This is a genomic window from Haemophilus sp. SZY H8, from assembly GCF_018829755.1.
Lineage (GTDB): Bacteria > Pseudomonadota > Gammaproteobacteria > Enterobacterales > Pasteurellaceae > Haemophilus > Haemophilus haemolyticus_K.
Map to the genome: position 1 here is coordinate 284,974 of NZ_JAHKJY010000003.1, position 18,633 is coordinate 303,606.

The window sequence follows — 18,633 nt, forward strand, 5'->3', positions numbered from 1 at the left end:
TAGTTTAATTCAAAGTGCTAATTGCGGATAAAACTTCTGCGTTATCGCCACAAAATCCAGCATAGTAATAGACCGCACTTTACTTTCTCTAGGTAAAAGTGCGGTGAGATTTCTTGCCAGAATATCTTGCTCTAACAACAGACATTCAGCTGGGCATTGTTCAAAACAATGCGGATATTTAATTGCGAGCAAGACTCCATCTTGCCATAACACCACCGCATCATTCTCAGTAATATTCGCAAAATACCCCTCAAGTTCTCTTTGCGCATAATCTGCTTGTGAAAAAGTATAAAGCATGATTTTCCTTAAAAAGTCAGCAATTTTTCAGCTTGATTCAGTTTGGACATAAAAGAAGCACGATTCATTTTTTCAGCTGAAATAATACATTGCTCTGACGAAATGCCGAATTTTTCCAAACTTTCTGAACAAATGAAACGTTGTGTTATTTCATATAAATCTAACAATTTAAAGGTGCGAATAAAATCTTTTTGGAGAATATGTTCTGGTTGTTGATAAGAAACAAGATTCAGCACACCGTCATCTATAAAGAATACGCCAATATCCTCTTCATCACAAAAAGCCGTTGCGGCAAGTAATGCATCTAATCCCTCACGGGAAAGTGCGGTGCCATGGGGAACTGTTTTAAACAAAAAAGCAATTTTCATAATGTGATGACTCGCTCAGCCTTTAATGTTGCCGATATAAATTCACCTAGCCCCGCAATCGTGAAGCCCTCAGCAAGATTGATGTTTTCTGGGTTTTCTGCCGTTAAAGTATCCACGATGCCACGACGTTGTGAAGCGGCAACACAAAGGTGCAATGGGATTTGATGCATCATAGCAAGATCTTGCCAACACTTTTGCAAATTAACTTCATCACTAGCAGGATAAACTAATGCGTTACCATTCGTCACACCATCTTGGAAAAAGAAAATTTGGGTGATCTCATGTTTTCTTTCAATCAATGCTTTGGCAAATTGGTAAGCTAAAAAAGCCCCTTGCTGGCCATAAATAGGGCTTTTAACTGCAAGTACATAGCGCATTATTCTTGCTCGTGTTTTATTTGACGAATATAGAGATAGACCGTATGGCGGGAAATATCCAAACGCTCAGCCACTAAATTGATCGCATCTTTAATGTCAAAAATGCCTTTTTCATACAGAGATAAGACAATTTGGCGGTTTTTAGTGTTATTGGCCACCATACGATCAGTATTTACTTCCTCGATGGTTTTCTCAATAGTTTGATTGACTAAATCCTCAACAGAGCTTGCAAAATTGACAGACGATGTTTCTTCTGTTTTTTCTGTTGGCATAAAAGCCTGTACAAATTGTGAAATAGGCACGTCTAAATTAATATTAATACAAAGTAAACCAATAATACGTTGAACTTTATTGCGAATCGCAATCGTGACAGATTTCATCAACACACTGCCTTTAGTGCGAGTAAAATAAGGCTTAGAAACACTTTCACTTTGCATATTACGGAGTGAACGCAATGCCAAATCAGTAATTGGTGAGCCCACTTGACGATTCGTATTATGGCCATTTGCAATACAAATAGCAGAATGCTCAATATCTTCTAAAGAATGTAAAACGATTTCACAGTGTTCGCCAATCAGCGCGCTAACGCCATCAACAACCGCTTTATAAGAATTAATAATAGTGCGATCTTCATCCGAGAAAGGTTGTTTATCGTTTAATGTCATGGTTCAAGGTTAAAAGTGCGATCAAAATTCACTGAGTTTTATAACAAATGGCACGCATTAAAAAAACACGTGCCATGACTAGAAGTATTATTTTTCTGATTTAGGATTTACATCTAAAACTTCTACATCAAAAATGAGGGTTGAATTAGGTGGAATAGAGGCGCCAGCACCTTGTTTACCATAACCTAACGCTGGTGGAATCACTAACTGAATTTTTCCACCTTTTTTCACCAATTGAAGGCCTTCTGTCCATCCAGGAATAACTTGGTTTAATTGGAATTCAACCGGTTGACCACGTTCCACAGAACTATCAAATACTTTGCCATTTGGTAATTTACCAGTGTAATGCACTTTTACAGTATCGGTAGCCTTAATTGCCTCACCTTTACCTGCATTTTCAATTTTGTAAAGTAAACCTGATTTAGTCGTTTTAACATCTTTGTCTTTAGCAAAATCAGCGCGATATTTATCTCCCTCTTCCTGAGCACTTTTCGCAATGGCTTCCGCTTTTGCTTTTGATGCAGATACTAATTTCGCTTCAATAGCTTCTAAAGTTTTTTGTACATTTTCATCTTTACGCACATCAACTTTACCCTCTAAAGCATCTTTTAAACCATCTAAGATACGAGCATTATCATAAGTAATCACTTCTTTGTGCGCATCGACCAAATCTTTCATTTGCCCACCCATTAATGCACCCACGGCATAAGAGGCAGCTTTTTCATCAAGCGCTTTTTCTTCCGCAAAAACTTGGCCAGAAATCACCGCACTTACCATTAATGCTGCGATAGATAATTTTTGAATTTTTAACATATGCGTTAATCCTTTATAATAAATGAAATAATTCTGAGGCTAGATTAAATCGCTTTTAACCTATTCTCAACTTTTTTTTAAAATTTAGAGAAATTTTATGCACATTGAACAAATATTAGAAAATCGTATTGCTGAACTTGAAACCAAAATCGCGTTTCAAGAGCAACTATTAGACGAACTGAATCATGCATTAGTTCAACAACAATTTGCGCTTGATAAAATGCAAGTTCAGCTACGCTATGTGGCAAGTAAATTAAAAGATTTTCATCCATCAAACATTGCAAGCCAAGCGGAAGAAACGCCACCACCGCATTATTAATTTCTGCAATAAATTCGTAAAAATGAAAAGGGCGCACAATGCGCCCTTTAAATTACATTCCCAAATAATAATCAGCTAAATACTTGCCTGCTTATGAAAAGTATTTTTCCAAATCGTCGCTACCGCCAATATGCTTACCACCGATAAACACTTGTGGAACAGTTGTACGACCAGAAACCGCACGTACACTCACGATAGTAGCATCATGACCTAATACGATTTCTTCAAAACTTAATCCTTTATCATGTAAAAGTTGTTTTGCTTTTGTGCAATACGGACAACCTGGTTTAGTGAAGATTGAAATAGATTCTTGAATTTGATGCTGTGGCGCAAGATATTTTAACATTGTATCTGCATCAGAAACTTTGAACGGATCGCCCGGTTCATTTGGTTCAACAAACATTTTTTCTACTACGCCATTTTTTACCAACATAGAATAGCGCCAAGAACGTTTGCCAAAACCTAAATCTTCTTTACCAACAAGCATTCCCATGCCTTCTGTAAACTCACCATTACCATCTGGAATAAAAGTGATATTTTCAGATTTTTCGTCTTCTTTCCACGCATTCATCACGAAAGTATCATTGACTGAAACCACAACAATATCATCCACACCATATTTTTTGAATACAGGGGCTAATTCGTTATAACGTGGTAAGTGAGAAGATGAACAAGTCGGCGTGAATGCACCTGGTAATGAGAATACAATCACGGTTTTATTATCAAATAATTCTGAGGTAGTAATATCAACCCATTTATCACCTTGACGAGTGCGAAATGTCACTTGAGGGACTTTTTTGCCTTCCATATTAGACATCATCATTATTCTCCTATTTGGTTGTTGATTTAATTTGAATGCGCTGGATTATAGGGAAATTTATGGTATAGTTACAATCAATTAATTCTATTTTTTTAATTGAAATTTTCTATAGGAGGAATCAAATGAATATCCGAGATTTAGAATACCTTGTAGCCTTATCAGAATATAAACATTTCCGCCGTGCTGCCGATTCTTGCAATGTCAGCCAACCCACTTTAAGTGGTCAAATTCGCAAGCTCGAAGATGAACTTGGCATTATTTTATTAGAACGAACCAGCCGTAAAGTATTATTCACACAATCAGGTATGTTACTTGTAGAACAAGCGCGTACCGTGTTGCGTGAAGTAAAATTATTGAAAGAAATGGCAAGTAATCAAGGTAAGGAAATGACAGGCCCATTACATATAGGATTAATCCCAACTGTTGGCCCTTACTTATTACCTTATATTGTTCCAACGCTAAAAGCTGCCTTTCCGGATCTAGAAGTCTTTCTCTACGAAGCACAAACACATCAATTGTTAGAACAACTCGAAACTGGTCGTTTAGATTGTGCAATTGTAGCTACCGTGCCAGAAACAGAAGCCTTTATTGAAGTGCCTATTTTTAACGAAAAAATGTTACTGGCCGTATCAGATGAACATCCTTGGGCAAAAGAAAAGAAAATGTCTATGAATCAGCTGAAAGGGCAAGAAATGTTAATGTTAGACGATGGTCATTGCTTACGTAATCAGGCTTTAGATTATTGCTTCACGGCAGGCGCAAAAGAAAATGCCCACTTCCAAGCCACAAGCCTAGAAACTTTGCGCAATATGGTCTCTGCAAATGCAGGTATCACGTTTATGCCTGAACTTGCTGTATTAAATGAAGGTGCTCGTAAAGGTGTAAAATATATTCCTTGTCACTCACCTGAACCATCACGCACTATTGCTTTGGTTTATCGACCTGGTTCACCTTTACGTAACCGTTACGAACGCGTAGCCGGTGCAATCAGCAGTGAAGTAAAATTAATTTTAGCCGGAGAAAAATAATGGCCGGGGTTCGTGCAATTCAAAAAGAGAAAACACGTCGAGCCTTAGTAAATGCCGCGTTTAATCAGCTCAGTGCGGAAAAAAGCTTTTCCAACTTAAGTTTACGCGAAGTCGCTCGTGAAGCGGGTATTGCGCCAACTTCGTTTTATCGTCATTTTAGCGACATGGATGAATTAGGCTTAGAAATGGTAGATGAAGCTGGTTTAATTTTGCGTCAATTAATGCGACAAGCGCGTAAACGTATCGATGCTGGTGGTAGTGTAATTTCTGTTTCTGTTGATACGTTTTTTGAATTTATTACCAACAGCACAAATGTTTTCCGCTTATTATTACGTGAAAGCTCGGGTACCTCCCAAGCATTTCGCACTGCAGCAGCACGCGAAATCAAACATTTTGTCGATGAACTCGCAGAGTATATTTCATCTAAGCATCAGTATTCTCAATATATTGCATATGTTCAAGCTGAAGGCATTGTGACTATTGTCTTCACCGCTGGAGCAAATGCTTTAGATATGAATAAAGCTGAAAGAGAACAACTCAAAACACGCGTAATTTTACAATTAAGAATGTTAGCAAAAGGTGCAGATTTCGCGGCTCAAAAAGAAAAAGGAAAACACATATAAACTTAACCGCACTTTTTGTCTTACAGCCAAATCCGCAAAACTGCATTAGTTATCCTATTATTTATTTATAACATAACAAATGGCCACATTTTGCTTTACGAAATGTGGCCATTCTTCTCTATATCTTAACTTACCATTTTCTTTAACTGATACAAATACGCCAAGGCTTGTTTAGGGCTTAAATCATCGGGTTCCAGTTTTTCAATAGCTTCTCTTAATGCATCCGTTTCTTGCTCAAACAATAATTCACCTTGAGTGTGATTGGCTTCACGCAATGCCTGAATTTGCTGATCGGCTGAATGGCCTGATGTTTTTTCTAATTGTGTCAATTTCTGTTTTGCCAGTTTAATAACAGATTGTGGCACACCCGCCAAAGCAGCGACTGCCAAACCATAACTTTTACTTGCGGCGCCATCTTGTACGGCGTGCATAAAGGCGATGGTGTTGTTATGCTCAAGGGCATCTAAATGAATATTCGCGATACCTTCTAGCTGTTCCGGCAATGCGGTTAATTCAAAATAATGGGTGGCAAATAATGTAAGCGAGCGGATTTTTTTGGCTAACCATTCTGCACAAGCCCAAGCTAAAGATAAACCATCATAAGTGGATGTGCCACGACCGATTTCATCAATAAGCACGAGACTTTGCGCCGTGGCCTGATGAAGAATATTTGCCATTTCAGTCATTTCCACCATAAAGGTTGAACGTCCTGAGGCTAAATCATCAGACGCACCAATTCGAGTGAAAATACGATCAATCGGTCCAATTCGGGCGCTGTCTGCCGGCACAAAGCTGCCGATATACGCCAGCAATGTAATTAGTGCGGTTTGACGCATATAAGTACTTTTACCGCCCATATTTGGCCCAGTGATAATTAGCAAATGACGATGGTGATTTAACTCCACAGGGTTGGCGATGAAAGGATCTTTCAATACTTGTTCCACAACAGGATGGCGACCATTTTCAATTTTCACACTCACTTCATCACAGAATCTTGGCATCACGTAATTAAGCGTATCTGCCCGCTCGGCAAGATTGACCAATACATCCAATTCAGAAAGTGCGAGGCTCGCCAGCTGTAACGCACCTAAGTGCGGTAATAATAAATCAAATAATTCATCGTAAAGTTGCTTTTCTAATGCTAACGCTGCGCCTTTTGATTTAAGCACTTTGTCTTCATATTCTTTGAGCTCAGGAATAATGTAACGCTCTGCATTTTTCAAGGTTTGACGGCGAACATAATGAATTGGCGCTTTATGCGCTTGACCTTGGCTAATTTGGATGTAATAACCATGCACTGCATTAAAACCGATTTTTAACGTATCAATGCCTGTGCTTTCACGCTCCCGTTTTTCGAGGTTTTCCAAATATTGCGTTGCGCCATCAGACAACATACGCCATTCGTCCAATTCGGCATTATAGCCTTCGGCAATCACGCCACCATCCCGAATTAAAAGCGGAGGAGTTTCAATCAATGCACGTTGCAATAAATCGTACTGCTCGGTAAAATCGGAAATTTTGCTGAAAAGAGCGGTTAAAAATGGCGGTGTTTTTTGTTGCACAATCGCGCGCAATGCTGGAATTTGCTCCAATGCCGTGCGCAAGCGGGTGAGATCGCGTGGACGCGCTGAACGTAGTGCCACACGCGCTAAAATACGCTCCATATCGCCGACTAATTGCAAATAAGACTGAAGTTCATCGACCAAATCAAAATTCAGAATTTCCGCAATCGCTTGTTGGCGTTGTTTTAATTTTTCTACATTGCGAATAGGCTGGTGAATCCAACGTTTCAGCAAGCGACTTCCCATTGGCGTAACGCATTTATCCAAGACAGATGCTAGTGTATTTTCTGTGCCACCCGCAAGATTTTGTGTCAATTCAAGATTTCTGCGCGTGGCGGCATCTAACTGAATACAGTCTTGATTTTGAATTAAGCTAATGCTTTGAATATGGGGTAATGCGGTACGTTGCGTTTCTTTTGCATATTGCAATAAACAACCTGCCGCACTTAAGCCTAAAGGGGATTTTTCCACACCAAAGGCGCGTAAATCTTTTGTGCCAAATTGGCGATTTAGTAACGTAATGGCAGTACTAAGTTCAAACTCCCAAATCGGGCGACGGCGTAATCCCTTGCAATGTTCAATCGCAGCCATTTCATTAAATTCTTCACAATACAGCAATTCAACAGGTGCAATACGTTGCAATTCCGCACGTAATGTTTCTTTATCTGCAGGTTCACAAAGCTGAAAACGGCCAGAGGTCATATCTAAAGTGGCTAATCCAAATTTTTCTTTCTCTTGATATACTGCTGCAATCAGATTGTCTTGGCGTTCAGGCAAAAGTGCCTCATCACTTACCGTACCAGGTGTAACAATTCGCACAATTTGGCGTTCCACAGGCCCTTTGCTTGTGGCTGGATCACCAATCTGTTCGCAAATCGCCACAGGTTCACCCAACTGAACCAATTTTGCTAAATAACCTTCCACCGCATGATAGGGCACTCCTGCCATTGGAATTGGTTGCCCTGCTGATTGACCTCGTTTCGTCAAAGAAATATCCAACAATGCCGCTGCCTTTTTCGCGTCGTCATAAAACAACTCGTAAAAATCCCCCATGCGATAAAACAACAAAATATCTGGATTCTCTGCTTTGAGTTTTAGATATTGTTGCATCATTGGCGTATGTTGTTGAAATGTTTCTCCGGAAAACATGGGGCTACCTACTTGTAAGATGAGATATTTAAGTGAATCTATGCGGATTTATATAGATTGGCGGAAGGTCATGGGAGTTGAACCCACCCGGGAACGCTGGCGTCCCCAACAGGATTTGAAGTCCTGCCACCTCACCGGAGATGACGACCTTCCGTGGTTGAAATTGAGGTTACTTTAGCGTAAATTAATCAGCAATTCAACGTTATTTTAAACGGATTCAAAAATGACCGCACTTTTTCAACAACTTCCTTCCGTTGATAAGATTCTCAAAACCTCTCAAGGATTACAACTCATTACTGAATTTGGCCACTCTGCAGTCGTGGAAACATGTCGAGAATTATTAACACAAGCTCGTCAATTTATTCAAAAAAATAATCAACTTCCTGAATATTTTTCTAATTTTGACCGCACTTTTGTAGAAATTCATTCTCGCCTACAAAAACAAAACCAAGTACAAATCAAAGCGGTGCATAATCTAACTGGTACAGTTTTACACACAAATCTTGGGCGGGCACTTTGGTCTGAAACAGCACAACAGGCAGCCCTTTCTGCGATGCAAAAAAATGTTTCGCTTGAATATGATTTAGATGAAGGTAAGCGTAGTCATCGCGACAATTACATCAGTGAATTATTATGCAAACTCACAGGTGCTGAGGCAGCCTGTATAGTGAATAACAACGCCGCTGCGGTGTTGTTAATGCTAGCAACCTTTGCTCAAGGTAAAGAAGTTATTATTTCTCGTGGCGAATTAATTGAAATCGGCGGTGCGTTTCGTATTCCAGATATAATGGAACAAGCTGGATGCCATTTAGTGGAAGTGGGTACCACTAATCGTACTCACCTGAAAGATTATCGTAATGCTATCACTGAAAATACGGCTTTTTTAATGAAAGTGCATAGTAGCAATTATCAAATTTGTGGTTTTACCTCTTCAGTTTCAGAAAAAGAACTCGCAGAACTAAGCCGAGAAATGAATGTACCAGTAGTAACTGATTTAGGTAGCGGCGCATTAGTTGATTTAAGCCAATATGGCTTACCAAAAGAACCAACCGTGCAAGAAAAAGTCACGCAAGGTGTGGATTTAGTCTCTTTCTCTGGCGATAAATTACTTGGTGGCGTGCAAGCAGGCATAATAGTGGGTAAAAAAGAATGGATCGAACAATTACAAGCCCATCCACTCAAGCGTGCATTACGTTGCGATAAAGTCATTTTAGCAGGCTTAGAAGCCACATTACGTTTATATTTAAATCCTGAAAAACTGAACAAAAAATTACCAACTTTGCACTTACTCACACAACCATTAGAACAACTCAAAATAAATGCTATACGTCTAAAAGAGCGGTTAGAATCTCGCTTAAATTCACAATTTGATATTCAAATTGAAGATAGCCAAGCACAAATCGGCAGTGGCTCACAACCAATGGAAAGAATCCCTTCCTTGGCTGTTACTATTGCAGAAAAAACAAACGTAAAACTTTCCGCACTTTCAGCTCGCTTTAAACAACTTTCTCAACCTATTATTGGGCGAATGGAAAACGGAAAAATTTGGCTAGATTTACGTAGCCTTGCAGATATTGAAACATTATTAAATACATTGGATGAACTATGATTATTGTTACTTCAGGTCACGTTGATCACGGCAAAACAGCATTATTAAAAGCATTAACTGGCACAAGTACCGCACATTTACCAGAAGAAAAAAAACGCGGTATGACCATTGATTTGGGCTATGCCTATCTGCCTTTAGAAAACAAAGTGCTTGGCTTTATTGATGTACCGGGGCACGAAAAATTCTTGTCAAATATGCTGGCGGGTTTAGGTGGTGTGCATTATGCAATGTTAATTATCGCTGCGGATGAAGGCGTTGCAGCGCAAACAAAAGAACATTTATCGATATTACGCCAACTTCAATTCCACGAAATTATTGTTGTCATCACAAAAGCAGATCGTACAAATTCAGAGCAAATAGAATCGTTAATCCAAACAATTAAACAAAATTATAGTTTTTTACGTGATGCTAACTACTTCATTACCTCTGCAGAAACGGGACAAGGCGTCAATGAATTACGTCATTACTTAGCGAATCTACCTGAATTAGCTGATACTCAGAAACCTTTCCGCTACGCAATAGACCGAGTATTCAGCGTAAAAGGGGCGGGTACCGTCGTGACAGGCACTGCCTTTTCAGGAACAGTGAAAGTCAACAATGAACTTTACCTTTCCACTGGACAGAAAGTTCGTGTAAAAGCGATTCACGCACAAAATACATCAAGCGAACAAGGTATTGCAGGGCAACGTTTAGCGCTAAATTTAAATGCTGATTTAGACCGCACACCAATGAAACGAGGTGATTGGTTATTGCAGAATGAGCCACTTCCACCAACAGATCGCATCAGTGTACAAATTTTGGCTGAAGTACCATTAAATGAAAGCCAACCTGTGCATATTTATCACGGAGCGAGTCGCACTACGGGTAAGCTCACCTTATTACAAGGAAAAAATGCCGCTAAAAATGACCGCACTTTGGCTGAAATCATATTAGATTCACCTTTATTCTTGGCTTTCGGAGACAAACTTATTTTACGCAGTGGTGATGCTAAATCGTTAATTGCTGGTGCGCGCGTATTAGAAATTGATTCACCCAAACGCCATAAACGAACAGAGGGTCGATTAAGCTTCTTGGCAAATTTAGCGCTTGCTGAAAATGCAGCCCAACGTATTGCATTCATCCTTCAACATAATGCAATATCAGCTCATAAACTGATGTGGATAGAACAACTCACAAATAAACAACTAGATGATGCAATTAACGAACGTAGCGCCGTTCGTTATCAAGATTGGTGCTTTAATACAGACTACAAAAAAGAAAAAATACAACTAATTTTAACCGCACTTAATACCTATCACGAGCAACACAATGATCAACTTGGTGTAAGCAAAGCACGTCTCTACCGAATGGCCGCTTTAAACCAGCCTGAAAACTTGATCAATCATTTTATTGATGAAATGTTAGAAGAGGGAAGATTACAGCAAACTCGAGGTTGGCTTCACTTACCCGAACATAAAATCCAATTTAGCCAAGAAGAACAAAAATATTGGGCAAGTGTACTCGATGAATTTGAAAAAGCTCAAGGACAAGCAATTTGGGTGCGTGATATGGCAAATGCCTTGGCTATGGATGAATCCCAAATGCGTAACTTTATGTATAAAGCAGGCAAACTAGGATATCTCACACCCATCGTAAAAGATAGGTTTTTCTTAACTGAAAACATTTATGCCTATGCTCGCCTTATTAAGCAAATCGCAGAAAAAGAAGGGAAAGCATCAGTAAATGAAATTCGAGATCGATTAAATTTTGGGCGAAAACTGACAGTTCAACTCATGGAATATTTTGATCGTACTGGTTTCTTACGTCGTAAAGGAAACGATCATATCCTACGCGATAAAAACGTTTTTGATTTATAAGGAAACATTTTACTGATATATAACTAACTTCAATGAAGTAAATAACCAAGTGAAGAGCTCGAACAATACAAAGTGTAATTGCTCCCATACAACGTGCGTAAAAATATTTTATCAGTTCTTCACTGACGTAAATCAAATGTACGATGCGTTATTGAATAAATCTGGTGCAACTGGTGTATTCACCGACTTCCCAGACACTGGTGTTGAATTTTTGAAAAAACAAAAATAATACGTAAGTAAAAGTAATAAAAAGAGCGGTCAAAATTCGTTATGATTTTTGACCGCTTTTAATCCTACTAAAAATAAGTATATTTATACCTTTTCATAAAAGAGTTATAAAAATAAAATATTTTATAAACACAGATAACTAAGAGTAATTAAGCAAAACATTTCAATTTGAAAGATTATATTATATATTATCTCTGAAAAGGAAAACCATTTTCCCTAAAAATATTCTCGATAATATCAGTTAGATCTTCCTTAAATTTTTTAAATATTTCATTGTTATCTTTAATCATATATTTTAGGTACTTATTTAAGTCAGTTTTAGATTGATGAGAAAACCATTTTTTATAACAATCAATGGAATAACTATTTGCCTGACTATGGTTTAAAGGTATTTCAAAACTCGAAAACTCTTGGATAAATACGTCTTTTGTTTTCCCTGTTTTTTCAAAAAAATCATCACTTCTTGATTTTTTCAATATATAAACAATCAAGTCTTTTTCTATTGGCAATTTGCTATTAACAGTAGGAATAGATAAAATATAATCAAATCTTCTTTTTGCACTTTCTATTTCCGTATCTGCTACATCTCCATCAACAATAATTAAAGACATAGTATCTTTTAATAAAACTGCTCCATTCTTTGCTAAACTTAACAGCCCCTTATAAGGTGAGCCACTATTATCAGGCACTAGGTCATATTGAAACACACAATATTTTGATAAATTTCGCCCAATTATTTTCTTTATATAACCTTTAGCGACCTCATCTTCACACAATAGTTTTATTTTAGATAATGTTTTAGAATACTCATCTACTTTTAGAGTTAATTCTTCCTTCGCGATCCTATAATCAGGATTATGTAAAATTTTTAATTTATCACTGTATCTATAAGTTATAAAATTTAATGATATTTCTTTATTTTTTATTTCTTTTTCTTTATTCATAATCTCTTCTATTAGATAGAGAGAATGAGTATTTATGATAATTTGTACTTTATACTTTTTAGACCAGGATAATAAAAAGTCGAATAAATTAAGTTGAGAGATTGGGTGCAAACTTGCCTCAAACTCATCTATGCTTAATAAGCCAATAAATGATTCTTTATTTTTTTTATTATTATCGTCTAATTTATTATAGATTCTCATAAAAGAAATTAAAGTATTAACTATAGTCCCTAAATTATGCTCCCCTGAAGATATAGATTCTATATCATAATCACTATCTACGGGACCAATAGGGGTGCTAGTGATATTCCCACCCGCGCTAGCATTCGCACTAAATGTACTAAAATTAGAATAATTTCCTTTCAGCAGAACCCTTTCAAAAAATTTTGAGATGAACTTGCGTTCAGCATCATTATAAATCACCTTCTTCTCTTCATTTTTTCTTGATTCTGTTAAGGGGTATAACCTTTTTAAATTTATATATCTAGATGGAAAATTAAAATTACCGTTTCCTTTACTTTGTCCACTAACTATGATTCTATGCCGATTTTCAGTTTTTCTGTATGAAATAGATATTGGTTCGGATAAGTATAAGTTTTGGGATGCATACTCTGCCTCTAATTTTATAAAATAATTATACTTATTTACATCATGAATTTTTGAGAAACTAAAGACTTCACTTAGATTTGTTTTTATACTATTACCCATAATATCAATCTCAGCTGTTGAAAATGGATGAGCTACAAGCCCCATAATTGTAGATTTCATTGAACCATTTCGGCCTGAAACTACAGTTATGTTGTTAGCTAATAGAAATTCTTGATTTTCTAGTCCTCTAAAATTATCAATATAAATTCCTATAATTTTTTTAATATTTACATTTTTATTATTTTTTACTCCTTCTTCTTTTGCTGTTTTAAAAATTACATTAGATAAATCTACCATGTTTAACTCCTATAAAATAAATTCTATTTTTTAATTTAGTTCAACTTTAAATTATATTCTCTTTCTAAATTATTAAAAATAAACCAATTTAGTTTTTACATTTAACAAAAAAGACTTGCCATTTACCTCAGCAAGCCTTTCAAAATAAAGAAATTAAGCAAACTGTTTTTTATTCTCTAAATAACGTTTCGCACATTCTGCTGCAGCAACTAAGCCACCCGCCATCATAATAATATCTTTAATCACGAGTCGGCCAGCACCTGAAAGATATGGGAAGCCATAATTAGGTGTTGGGAAGTCTCCACCTAAATTAGGCACCCAGGTTTCTGGCGTAAATATCAGGAATGACAGCGTGACTATCGACATACCAAAGGTGAGTAAGCCTCCTAATAAACCTAATGTTGGAGACCAAATCCCCGCTAATACTAAAATACCAATCGTCACAATAATTGCGCCAATAATATAAGAAGCGGTATAGGTGCCATTGACTTTATGCCATTCGATATTTTTTGCGACCATTTTGCCTTCAGGGTTTTTATATAAGGTATATTCTTTCACTAAAACCCCCTTATCATTTGTCACTTCATTTGCACCGTTTTTGTAAAGGAAGCTTAAGAAAGGACTATTTGACACAAAGTGTGCAATACCATCTGCCTCATATTGGCAAACTTTTAAGCCACCAATCCAAACCATCACAACACAAATCGCAATGCGGATAAAGTTAATAAATTGACGTTGCAATGGCGCAACAATATTAGCTAGCAATGTAACTAATGCACTCATTCAGAACTCCTTATATAGTTCAATTGATATAACGGACATAATGTCCAAGAATTTTTATATAAAATATTTATATAAATCATTAACAATATTACTCGCTAATATTGTTGGTATTTTTTTATTGCTAAGATTTATGCAATAAAAAAAGAGATACCAATTTCTTAGTATCTCTTATTTTTAATTAATTTTCCGTGATCAATTTCACATTATTTGAAATTCACTCTCGCATTTCTAAAAATTCTCATCCATGCGCCATCTTCAGACCAGTCTTCTGGATACCATGAGTTGCTCACGGCACGGAATACACGCTCAGGGTGTGGCATCATCGCGGCAATACGACCATCGACGTTAGAAATGGCGGTGATCCCTAATGCCGAGCCATTCGGATTGGCTGGATAGGTTTCCGTCACATTTAAATGACTGTCGATATATTGTGCCACAATCAAGTTTTGCGCTTGAAGTGCGGTCAAATTCTCAGGAGTTTTGAATTCTACCCGACCTTCACCGTGAGAAACGGCAATCGGCATATGTGAACCTGCCATGCCTTTAAACCACTCTGAGTTGGTGTCGTTGATTTTCACCATCGCGGCACGCGCTTCAAAGCGTTCTGATTTATTACGCACAAAACGTGGCCAGTTTTCTGCACCTGGGATGATTTCCGCAAGGGTGGAGATAAATTGACAGCCGTTACATACACCTAATGAAAGGGTGTTTTCATTGGCGAAGAATTGGCTGAATTGATCGCGTAATTGCGGGTTGAATAAAATGGATTTCGCCCATCCGCCGCCAGCACCTAATACGTCACCGTAAGAGAAACCTCCACAGGCCACCATCGCGTTGAAATCGTTTAAGTTGTAACAACCCGCCATTAAATCACTCATGTGAACATCTATTGCCGCAAAGCCTGCACGGTCAAACGCTGCCGCCATTTCAACGTGACTGTTTACACCTTGTTCACGCAATACTGCTACTTTTGGTTTTACGCCTTTGCTGATGTAAGGCGCAGCAATATCTTCATTCACATCATAAGTTAAGTGAGCGGACAAACCTTTGTTGTCTGTTGCTTTTTTCGCTTCAAATTCTTGGTCAGCACATTCAGGGTTATCGCGTAAGCGTTGCATTTGATGGGTCAATTCCGCCCAAATGCCACGCAATTCGGAGCGTTTTTCATCCAAAATTTCCCTTCCGAATTGATGGATCACAATGCGATCATCGTTGCTAACCTTGCCGATGTCGTAGGTAATTCCCTCTAATCCATGTGTTTTCAACACCGTATAAATAGCGTCAAGTTCCGCCTCTAATACCTGAATCACCGCGCCTAATTCTTCGTTAAATAAAATGGCTAACTCAGAAATTTCTTGAGCATAGTGTTCCGCACCGAGCTCAAGCGCCCATCCTTTTCCGCTATCGAATAACGGAGAAATATCAACATCCACGCCACAGTTACCCGCAAATGCCATTTCTGCAAGTGTGGTAATTAAACCACCGTCTGAACGGTCGTGGTAAGCCAATAATTTACGCTCTGCCACCAATTCTTGCATTGCATCGAAGAAGTTTTTCAGTTTGGCTACGTTCACCACATCGGCTGGTTTGTCACCTAATTGTTTATACACTTGCGCAAGTGCGGTCGCGCCTAAGCGATTTTTTCTTTCGCCTAAATCAATCAACAATAAACGGCTTGCGCCTTTGTCTGTGCGTAATTGAGGTGTCACAGTTTTGCGGACATCTTCCACGCGGGCAAAAGATGAAATCACTAAAGAAAGTGGTGCAGTAACGGATTTTTTCTCACCATTTTCTTCCCAAGTGGTTTTCATCGACATAGAGTCTTTACCCACAGGAATGGTAATGCCTAATGCCGGGCAAAGTTCTTCACCTACGGCTTTCACCGCTTCATATAAGCCGGCATCTTCACCACCATGACCCGCTGCAGACATCCAGTTTGCAGAAAGTTTGATGCGTTTAATATCGCCAATGTTGGTGCCCGCAATGTTGGTAATGGATTCTGCCACCGCTAAACGTGCAGAAGCACCAAAGTTTAATAATGCCACAGGTGCACGTTCACCCATTGCCATGGCTTCGCCGTGATAGCTGTCTAATGAAGCGGTTGTGACAGCCACATCAGATACTGGAATTTGCCACGGACCGACCATTTGATCACGTGCCACCATACCAGTTACCGAACGGTCGCCAATAGTAATTAAGAACGTTTTTTCTGCCACCACCGGTAAGCGTAATACGCGATGGAAAGCTTCTTTTAATTGAATATATTCTGTTGCAAGCGGTCGATTTTCGACAGTTTTTGACGAAACCTCACGCGTCATTTTCGGGGTTTTGCCTAATAACACATTCATTGGCAAATCAATTGGATTATTGTCGAAATGGCTATCATGTAAGGTTAAATGTTTTTCTTCCGTTGCCTCACCAATGACCGCAAACGGCGCGCGCTCACGTTCACAAAGTGCGGTAAATAATTCGAGTTTTTCTGGCGCAACGGCTAAGACATAACGTTCTTGCGATTCGTTACACCAAATTTCCAATGGTGACATGCCTTTTTCATCGCAAAGGATTGAGCGTAAATCAAATTTACCGCCACGCTCGCCATCGTGCACCAATTCAGGCATCGCATTGGATAACCCCCCCGCCCCCACATCGTGGATAAAGAGAATTGGGTTTTCATCACCTAATTGCCAGCAGCGGTCAATCACCTCTTGGCAGCGGCGTTCCATTTCTGGGTTTTCACGTTGAACAGAGGCAAAATCTAAATCTTCTTTTGATTTACCGCTGTCCATAGAAGAAGCTGCTCCACCGCCTAAGCCGATGTTCATGGCTGGACCGCCTAATACGATCAATTTCGCACCAACGGGGATTTCACCTTTTTGAACGTGTTCGCCACGAATATTACCGATACCGCCCGCTAACATAATCGGCTTGTGGTAACCACGCACTTCTTCACCATTGAAGCTGTTGACTTTCTCTTCATAGGTACGGAAATAACCCAATAACGCAGGGCGACCAAACTCGTTGTTAAATGCTGCACCACCTAATGGGCCTTCAATCATAATATCTAAGGCTGATGCAATACGGTTTGGCTTGGAGAGCGGATTTTCCCAAGGTTGCTCAAAGTTTGGAATGACAAGGTTTGATACAGAGAAACCAGTTAAACCTGCTTTGGGTTTTGCACCACGACCCGTTGCACCTTCATCACGAATCTCACCGCCCGAACCTGTTGCCGCCCCTGGGAATGGCGAAATTGCGGTTGGGTGGTTGTGAGTTTCCACTTTCATTAAGATATGTGCATCTTCATTGTGATAGCGATATTGCCCATCTTGATCCGCAAAGAAACGGCCAACTTTTGAGCCTTCCATTACCGCTGCATTATCTTTATAAGCTGAAAGCACGAAATCAGGGGTTTTCTCAAAGGTGTTTTTAATCATTTTAAACAGGGATTTATCCTGTTTTTTGCCGTCGATAATCCAATCCGCATTAAAGATTTTATGGCGGCAGTGCTCAGAGTTGGCTTGCGCGAACATATAAAGTTCAATATCGTGCGGATTGCGCCCTAATTGGGTGAAATTTTCCACCAAATAATCAATTTCATCTTCTGCCAGTGCCAAGCCTAATTCTACGTTGGCTGTTACTAAGGCTTCACGTCCACCTTTTAAAATATCCACAGTTTTGAACGGTTTCGGATCTTGATGACGGAATAAAATCTCAGCATCTTGCGGATTGCGCACCACGGTTTCCATCATTCGGTCATGTAAAAGTGCGGTCAATTTTTCAGTTGTTTTTTCATCAAGCGGTCGGCTTAACTCAAAATAATACGCCAAACCACGCTCAATACGCTCCACTTCACTTAAACCACAGTTATGCGCAATATCGGTCGCTTTAGAAGACCAAGAAGAAATCGTGCCAACGCGTGGAATCACGATAAAGGTTTCGCCTTTGGCATCGTGTTCTGCCAAGGTTGGGCCGTAATGTAACAATGCTTTTAGTTTTGCTTCCTGCTCGCTAACAAGCGGTCGATTTAATTCCACAAAATGCAAATATTCCGCGTAAACCGATTTTACCGGCAATTGATTTTGTTGGAATTTTTGCATTAAGCCTTGAATACGGAATTCAGAAAGGGCTGGTGAGCCACGAAAAGTTTGAAACATAAGGGGGTCCTTTATGAGGATAGGAATGAAAATCTAGGTGTATTATAAAGGATATTTCTAGAAACGAAAACGTTTGCGTTAGTGAGGGATAAAATC

The 18,633-nt window shown here is 38.8% G+C and carries 15 protein-coding genes, 1 tRNA gene and 1 pseudogene; 6 read left to right on the plus strand and 11 right to left on the minus strand.

Annotated elements, in window-relative coordinates:
- Positions 1-9: 9 nt before the first annotated feature.
- From KKW16_RS06800 to fkpA, 5 genes are all read right to left on the minus strand, one after another.
- On the minus strand, positions 10-297 hold the full coding sequence (locus tag KKW16_RS06800; protein ID WP_065265682.1) for a DsrH/TusB family sulfur relay protein: 288 nt from the start codon (positions 295-297) through the stop codon (positions 10-12).
- Positions 298-305: 8 nt separating this feature from the next.
- The gene (gene tusC / locus KKW16_RS06805; RefSeq protein WP_139989340.1) at positions 306-665 is read right to left on the minus strand and encodes a sulfurtransferase complex subunit TusC; all 360 of its coding nucleotides are present in this window, start codon (positions 663-665) and stop codon (positions 306-308) included.
- Entirely contained in the window at positions 662-1,042 is a 381-nt protein-coding gene (tusD, locus tag KKW16_RS06810; protein ID WP_215768101.1) for a sulfurtransferase complex subunit TusD, read from the minus strand. Before tusD ends, tusC begins: the two co-directional genes overlap by 4 nt.
- On the minus strand, positions 1,042-1,707 hold the full coding sequence (locus KKW16_RS06815) for a helix-turn-helix transcriptional regulator (protein WP_215768102.1): 666 nt from the start codon (positions 1,705-1,707) through the stop codon (positions 1,042-1,044). The genes tusD and KKW16_RS06815 overlap by 1 nt, the downstream gene beginning before the upstream one ends.
- Positions 1,708-1,794: 87 nt before the next feature.
- Positions 1,795-2,520 carry an FKBP-type peptidyl-prolyl cis-trans isomerase gene (gene fkpA / locus KKW16_RS06820; RefSeq protein ID WP_215768103.1) on the minus strand — a complete coding sequence of 242 codons (726 nt, stop codon included), beginning with the start codon at positions 2,518-2,520 and terminating at the stop codon, positions 1,795-1,797.
- Between the two features lie 97 nt (positions 2,521-2,617).
- On the opposite strand from fkpA, the gene KKW16_RS06825 reads away from it, so the two are divergent.
- On the plus strand, positions 2,618-2,839 hold the full coding sequence (locus tag KKW16_RS06825; RefSeq protein ID WP_065265677.1) for a SlyX family protein: 222 nt from the start codon (positions 2,618-2,620) through the stop codon (positions 2,837-2,839).
- A gap of 91 nt (positions 2,840-2,930) precedes the next feature.
- On the opposite strand, the gene pgdx is transcribed toward KKW16_RS06825, so the two are convergent.
- The gene (pgdx, locus tag KKW16_RS06830) at positions 2,931-3,656 is read right to left on the minus strand and encodes a hybrid peroxiredoxin PGdx (protein ID WP_111407856.1); all 726 of its coding nucleotides are present in this window, start codon (positions 3,654-3,656) and stop codon (positions 2,931-2,933) included.
- A 125-nt stretch (positions 3,657-3,781) separates the two neighbouring features.
- Here pgdx and oxyR point away from each other — a divergent pair, with 125 nt between their 5' ends.
- Both oxyR and fabR read left to right on the plus strand, forming a co-directional pair.
- A complete protein-coding gene (gene oxyR, locus KKW16_RS06835; protein WP_048953362.1) occupies positions 3,782-4,687 on the plus strand; it encodes a DNA-binding transcriptional regulator OxyR in 906 nt (301 codons plus the stop codon).
- On the plus strand, positions 4,687-5,310 hold the full coding sequence (gene fabR, locus KKW16_RS06840; RefSeq protein WP_048953364.1) for an HTH-type transcriptional repressor FabR: 624 nt from the start codon (positions 4,687-4,689) through the stop codon (positions 5,308-5,310). Before oxyR ends, fabR begins: the two co-directional genes overlap by 1 nt.
- Positions 5,311-5,435: 125 nt before the next feature.
- Here the strand turns inward: fabR and mutS are convergent, their stop codons facing one another.
- Positions 5,436-8,021, minus strand: coding sequence for a DNA mismatch repair protein MutS (gene mutS, locus KKW16_RS06845; protein ID WP_215768104.1), 2,586 nt, complete (start codon positions 8,019-8,021; stop codon positions 5,436-5,438).
- 58 nt (positions 8,022-8,079) lie between these two features.
- Positions 8,080-8,174 (minus strand) — tRNA-Sec (locus tag KKW16_RS06850).
- 70 nt (positions 8,175-8,244) lie between these two features.
- Here KKW16_RS06850 and selA point away from each other — a divergent pair.
- From selA to KKW16_RS08995, 3 genes and pseudogenes are all read left to right on the plus strand, one after another.
- On the plus strand, positions 8,245-9,630 hold the full coding sequence (gene selA, locus KKW16_RS06855; RefSeq protein ID WP_215768105.1) for an L-seryl-tRNA(Sec) selenium transferase: 1,386 nt from the start codon (positions 8,245-8,247) through the stop codon (positions 9,628-9,630).
- Positions 9,627-11,486 carry a selenocysteine-specific translation elongation factor gene (gene selB / locus KKW16_RS06860; protein WP_215768106.1) on the plus strand — a complete coding sequence of 620 codons (1,860 nt, stop codon included), beginning with the start codon at positions 9,627-9,629 and terminating at the stop codon, positions 11,484-11,486. Before selA ends, selB begins: the two co-directional genes overlap by 4 nt.
- A gap of 51 nt (positions 11,487-11,537) precedes the next feature.
- Positions 11,538-11,715: pseudogene (locus KKW16_RS08995) on the plus strand (glycerophosphodiester phosphodiesterase); the annotation flags it as partial.
- Positions 11,716-11,902: 187 nt separating this feature from the next.
- On the opposite strand, the gene KKW16_RS06865 reads toward KKW16_RS08995, so the two are convergent.
- The 3 genes from KKW16_RS06865 to purL all read right to left on the minus strand — a co-directional run bounded on the left by KKW16_RS06865 (position 11,903) and on the right by purL (position 18,537).
- Positions 11,903-13,603, minus strand: a complete 1,701-nt coding sequence (locus KKW16_RS06865; protein WP_215768107.1) for an AAA family ATPase — start codon at positions 13,601-13,603, stop codon at positions 11,903-11,905.
- A gap of 153 nt (positions 13,604-13,756) precedes the next feature.
- Positions 13,757-14,386, minus strand: a complete 630-nt coding sequence (locus tag KKW16_RS06870) for a YkgB family protein (protein ID WP_215768108.1) — start codon at positions 14,384-14,386, stop codon at positions 13,757-13,759.
- A 203-nt stretch (positions 14,387-14,589) separates the two neighbouring features.
- Positions 14,590-18,537, minus strand: coding sequence for a phosphoribosylformylglycinamidine synthase (purL, locus tag KKW16_RS06875; RefSeq protein WP_215768109.1), 3,948 nt, complete (start codon positions 18,535-18,537; stop codon positions 14,590-14,592).
- Positions 18,538-18,633: the final 96 nt, after the last annotated feature.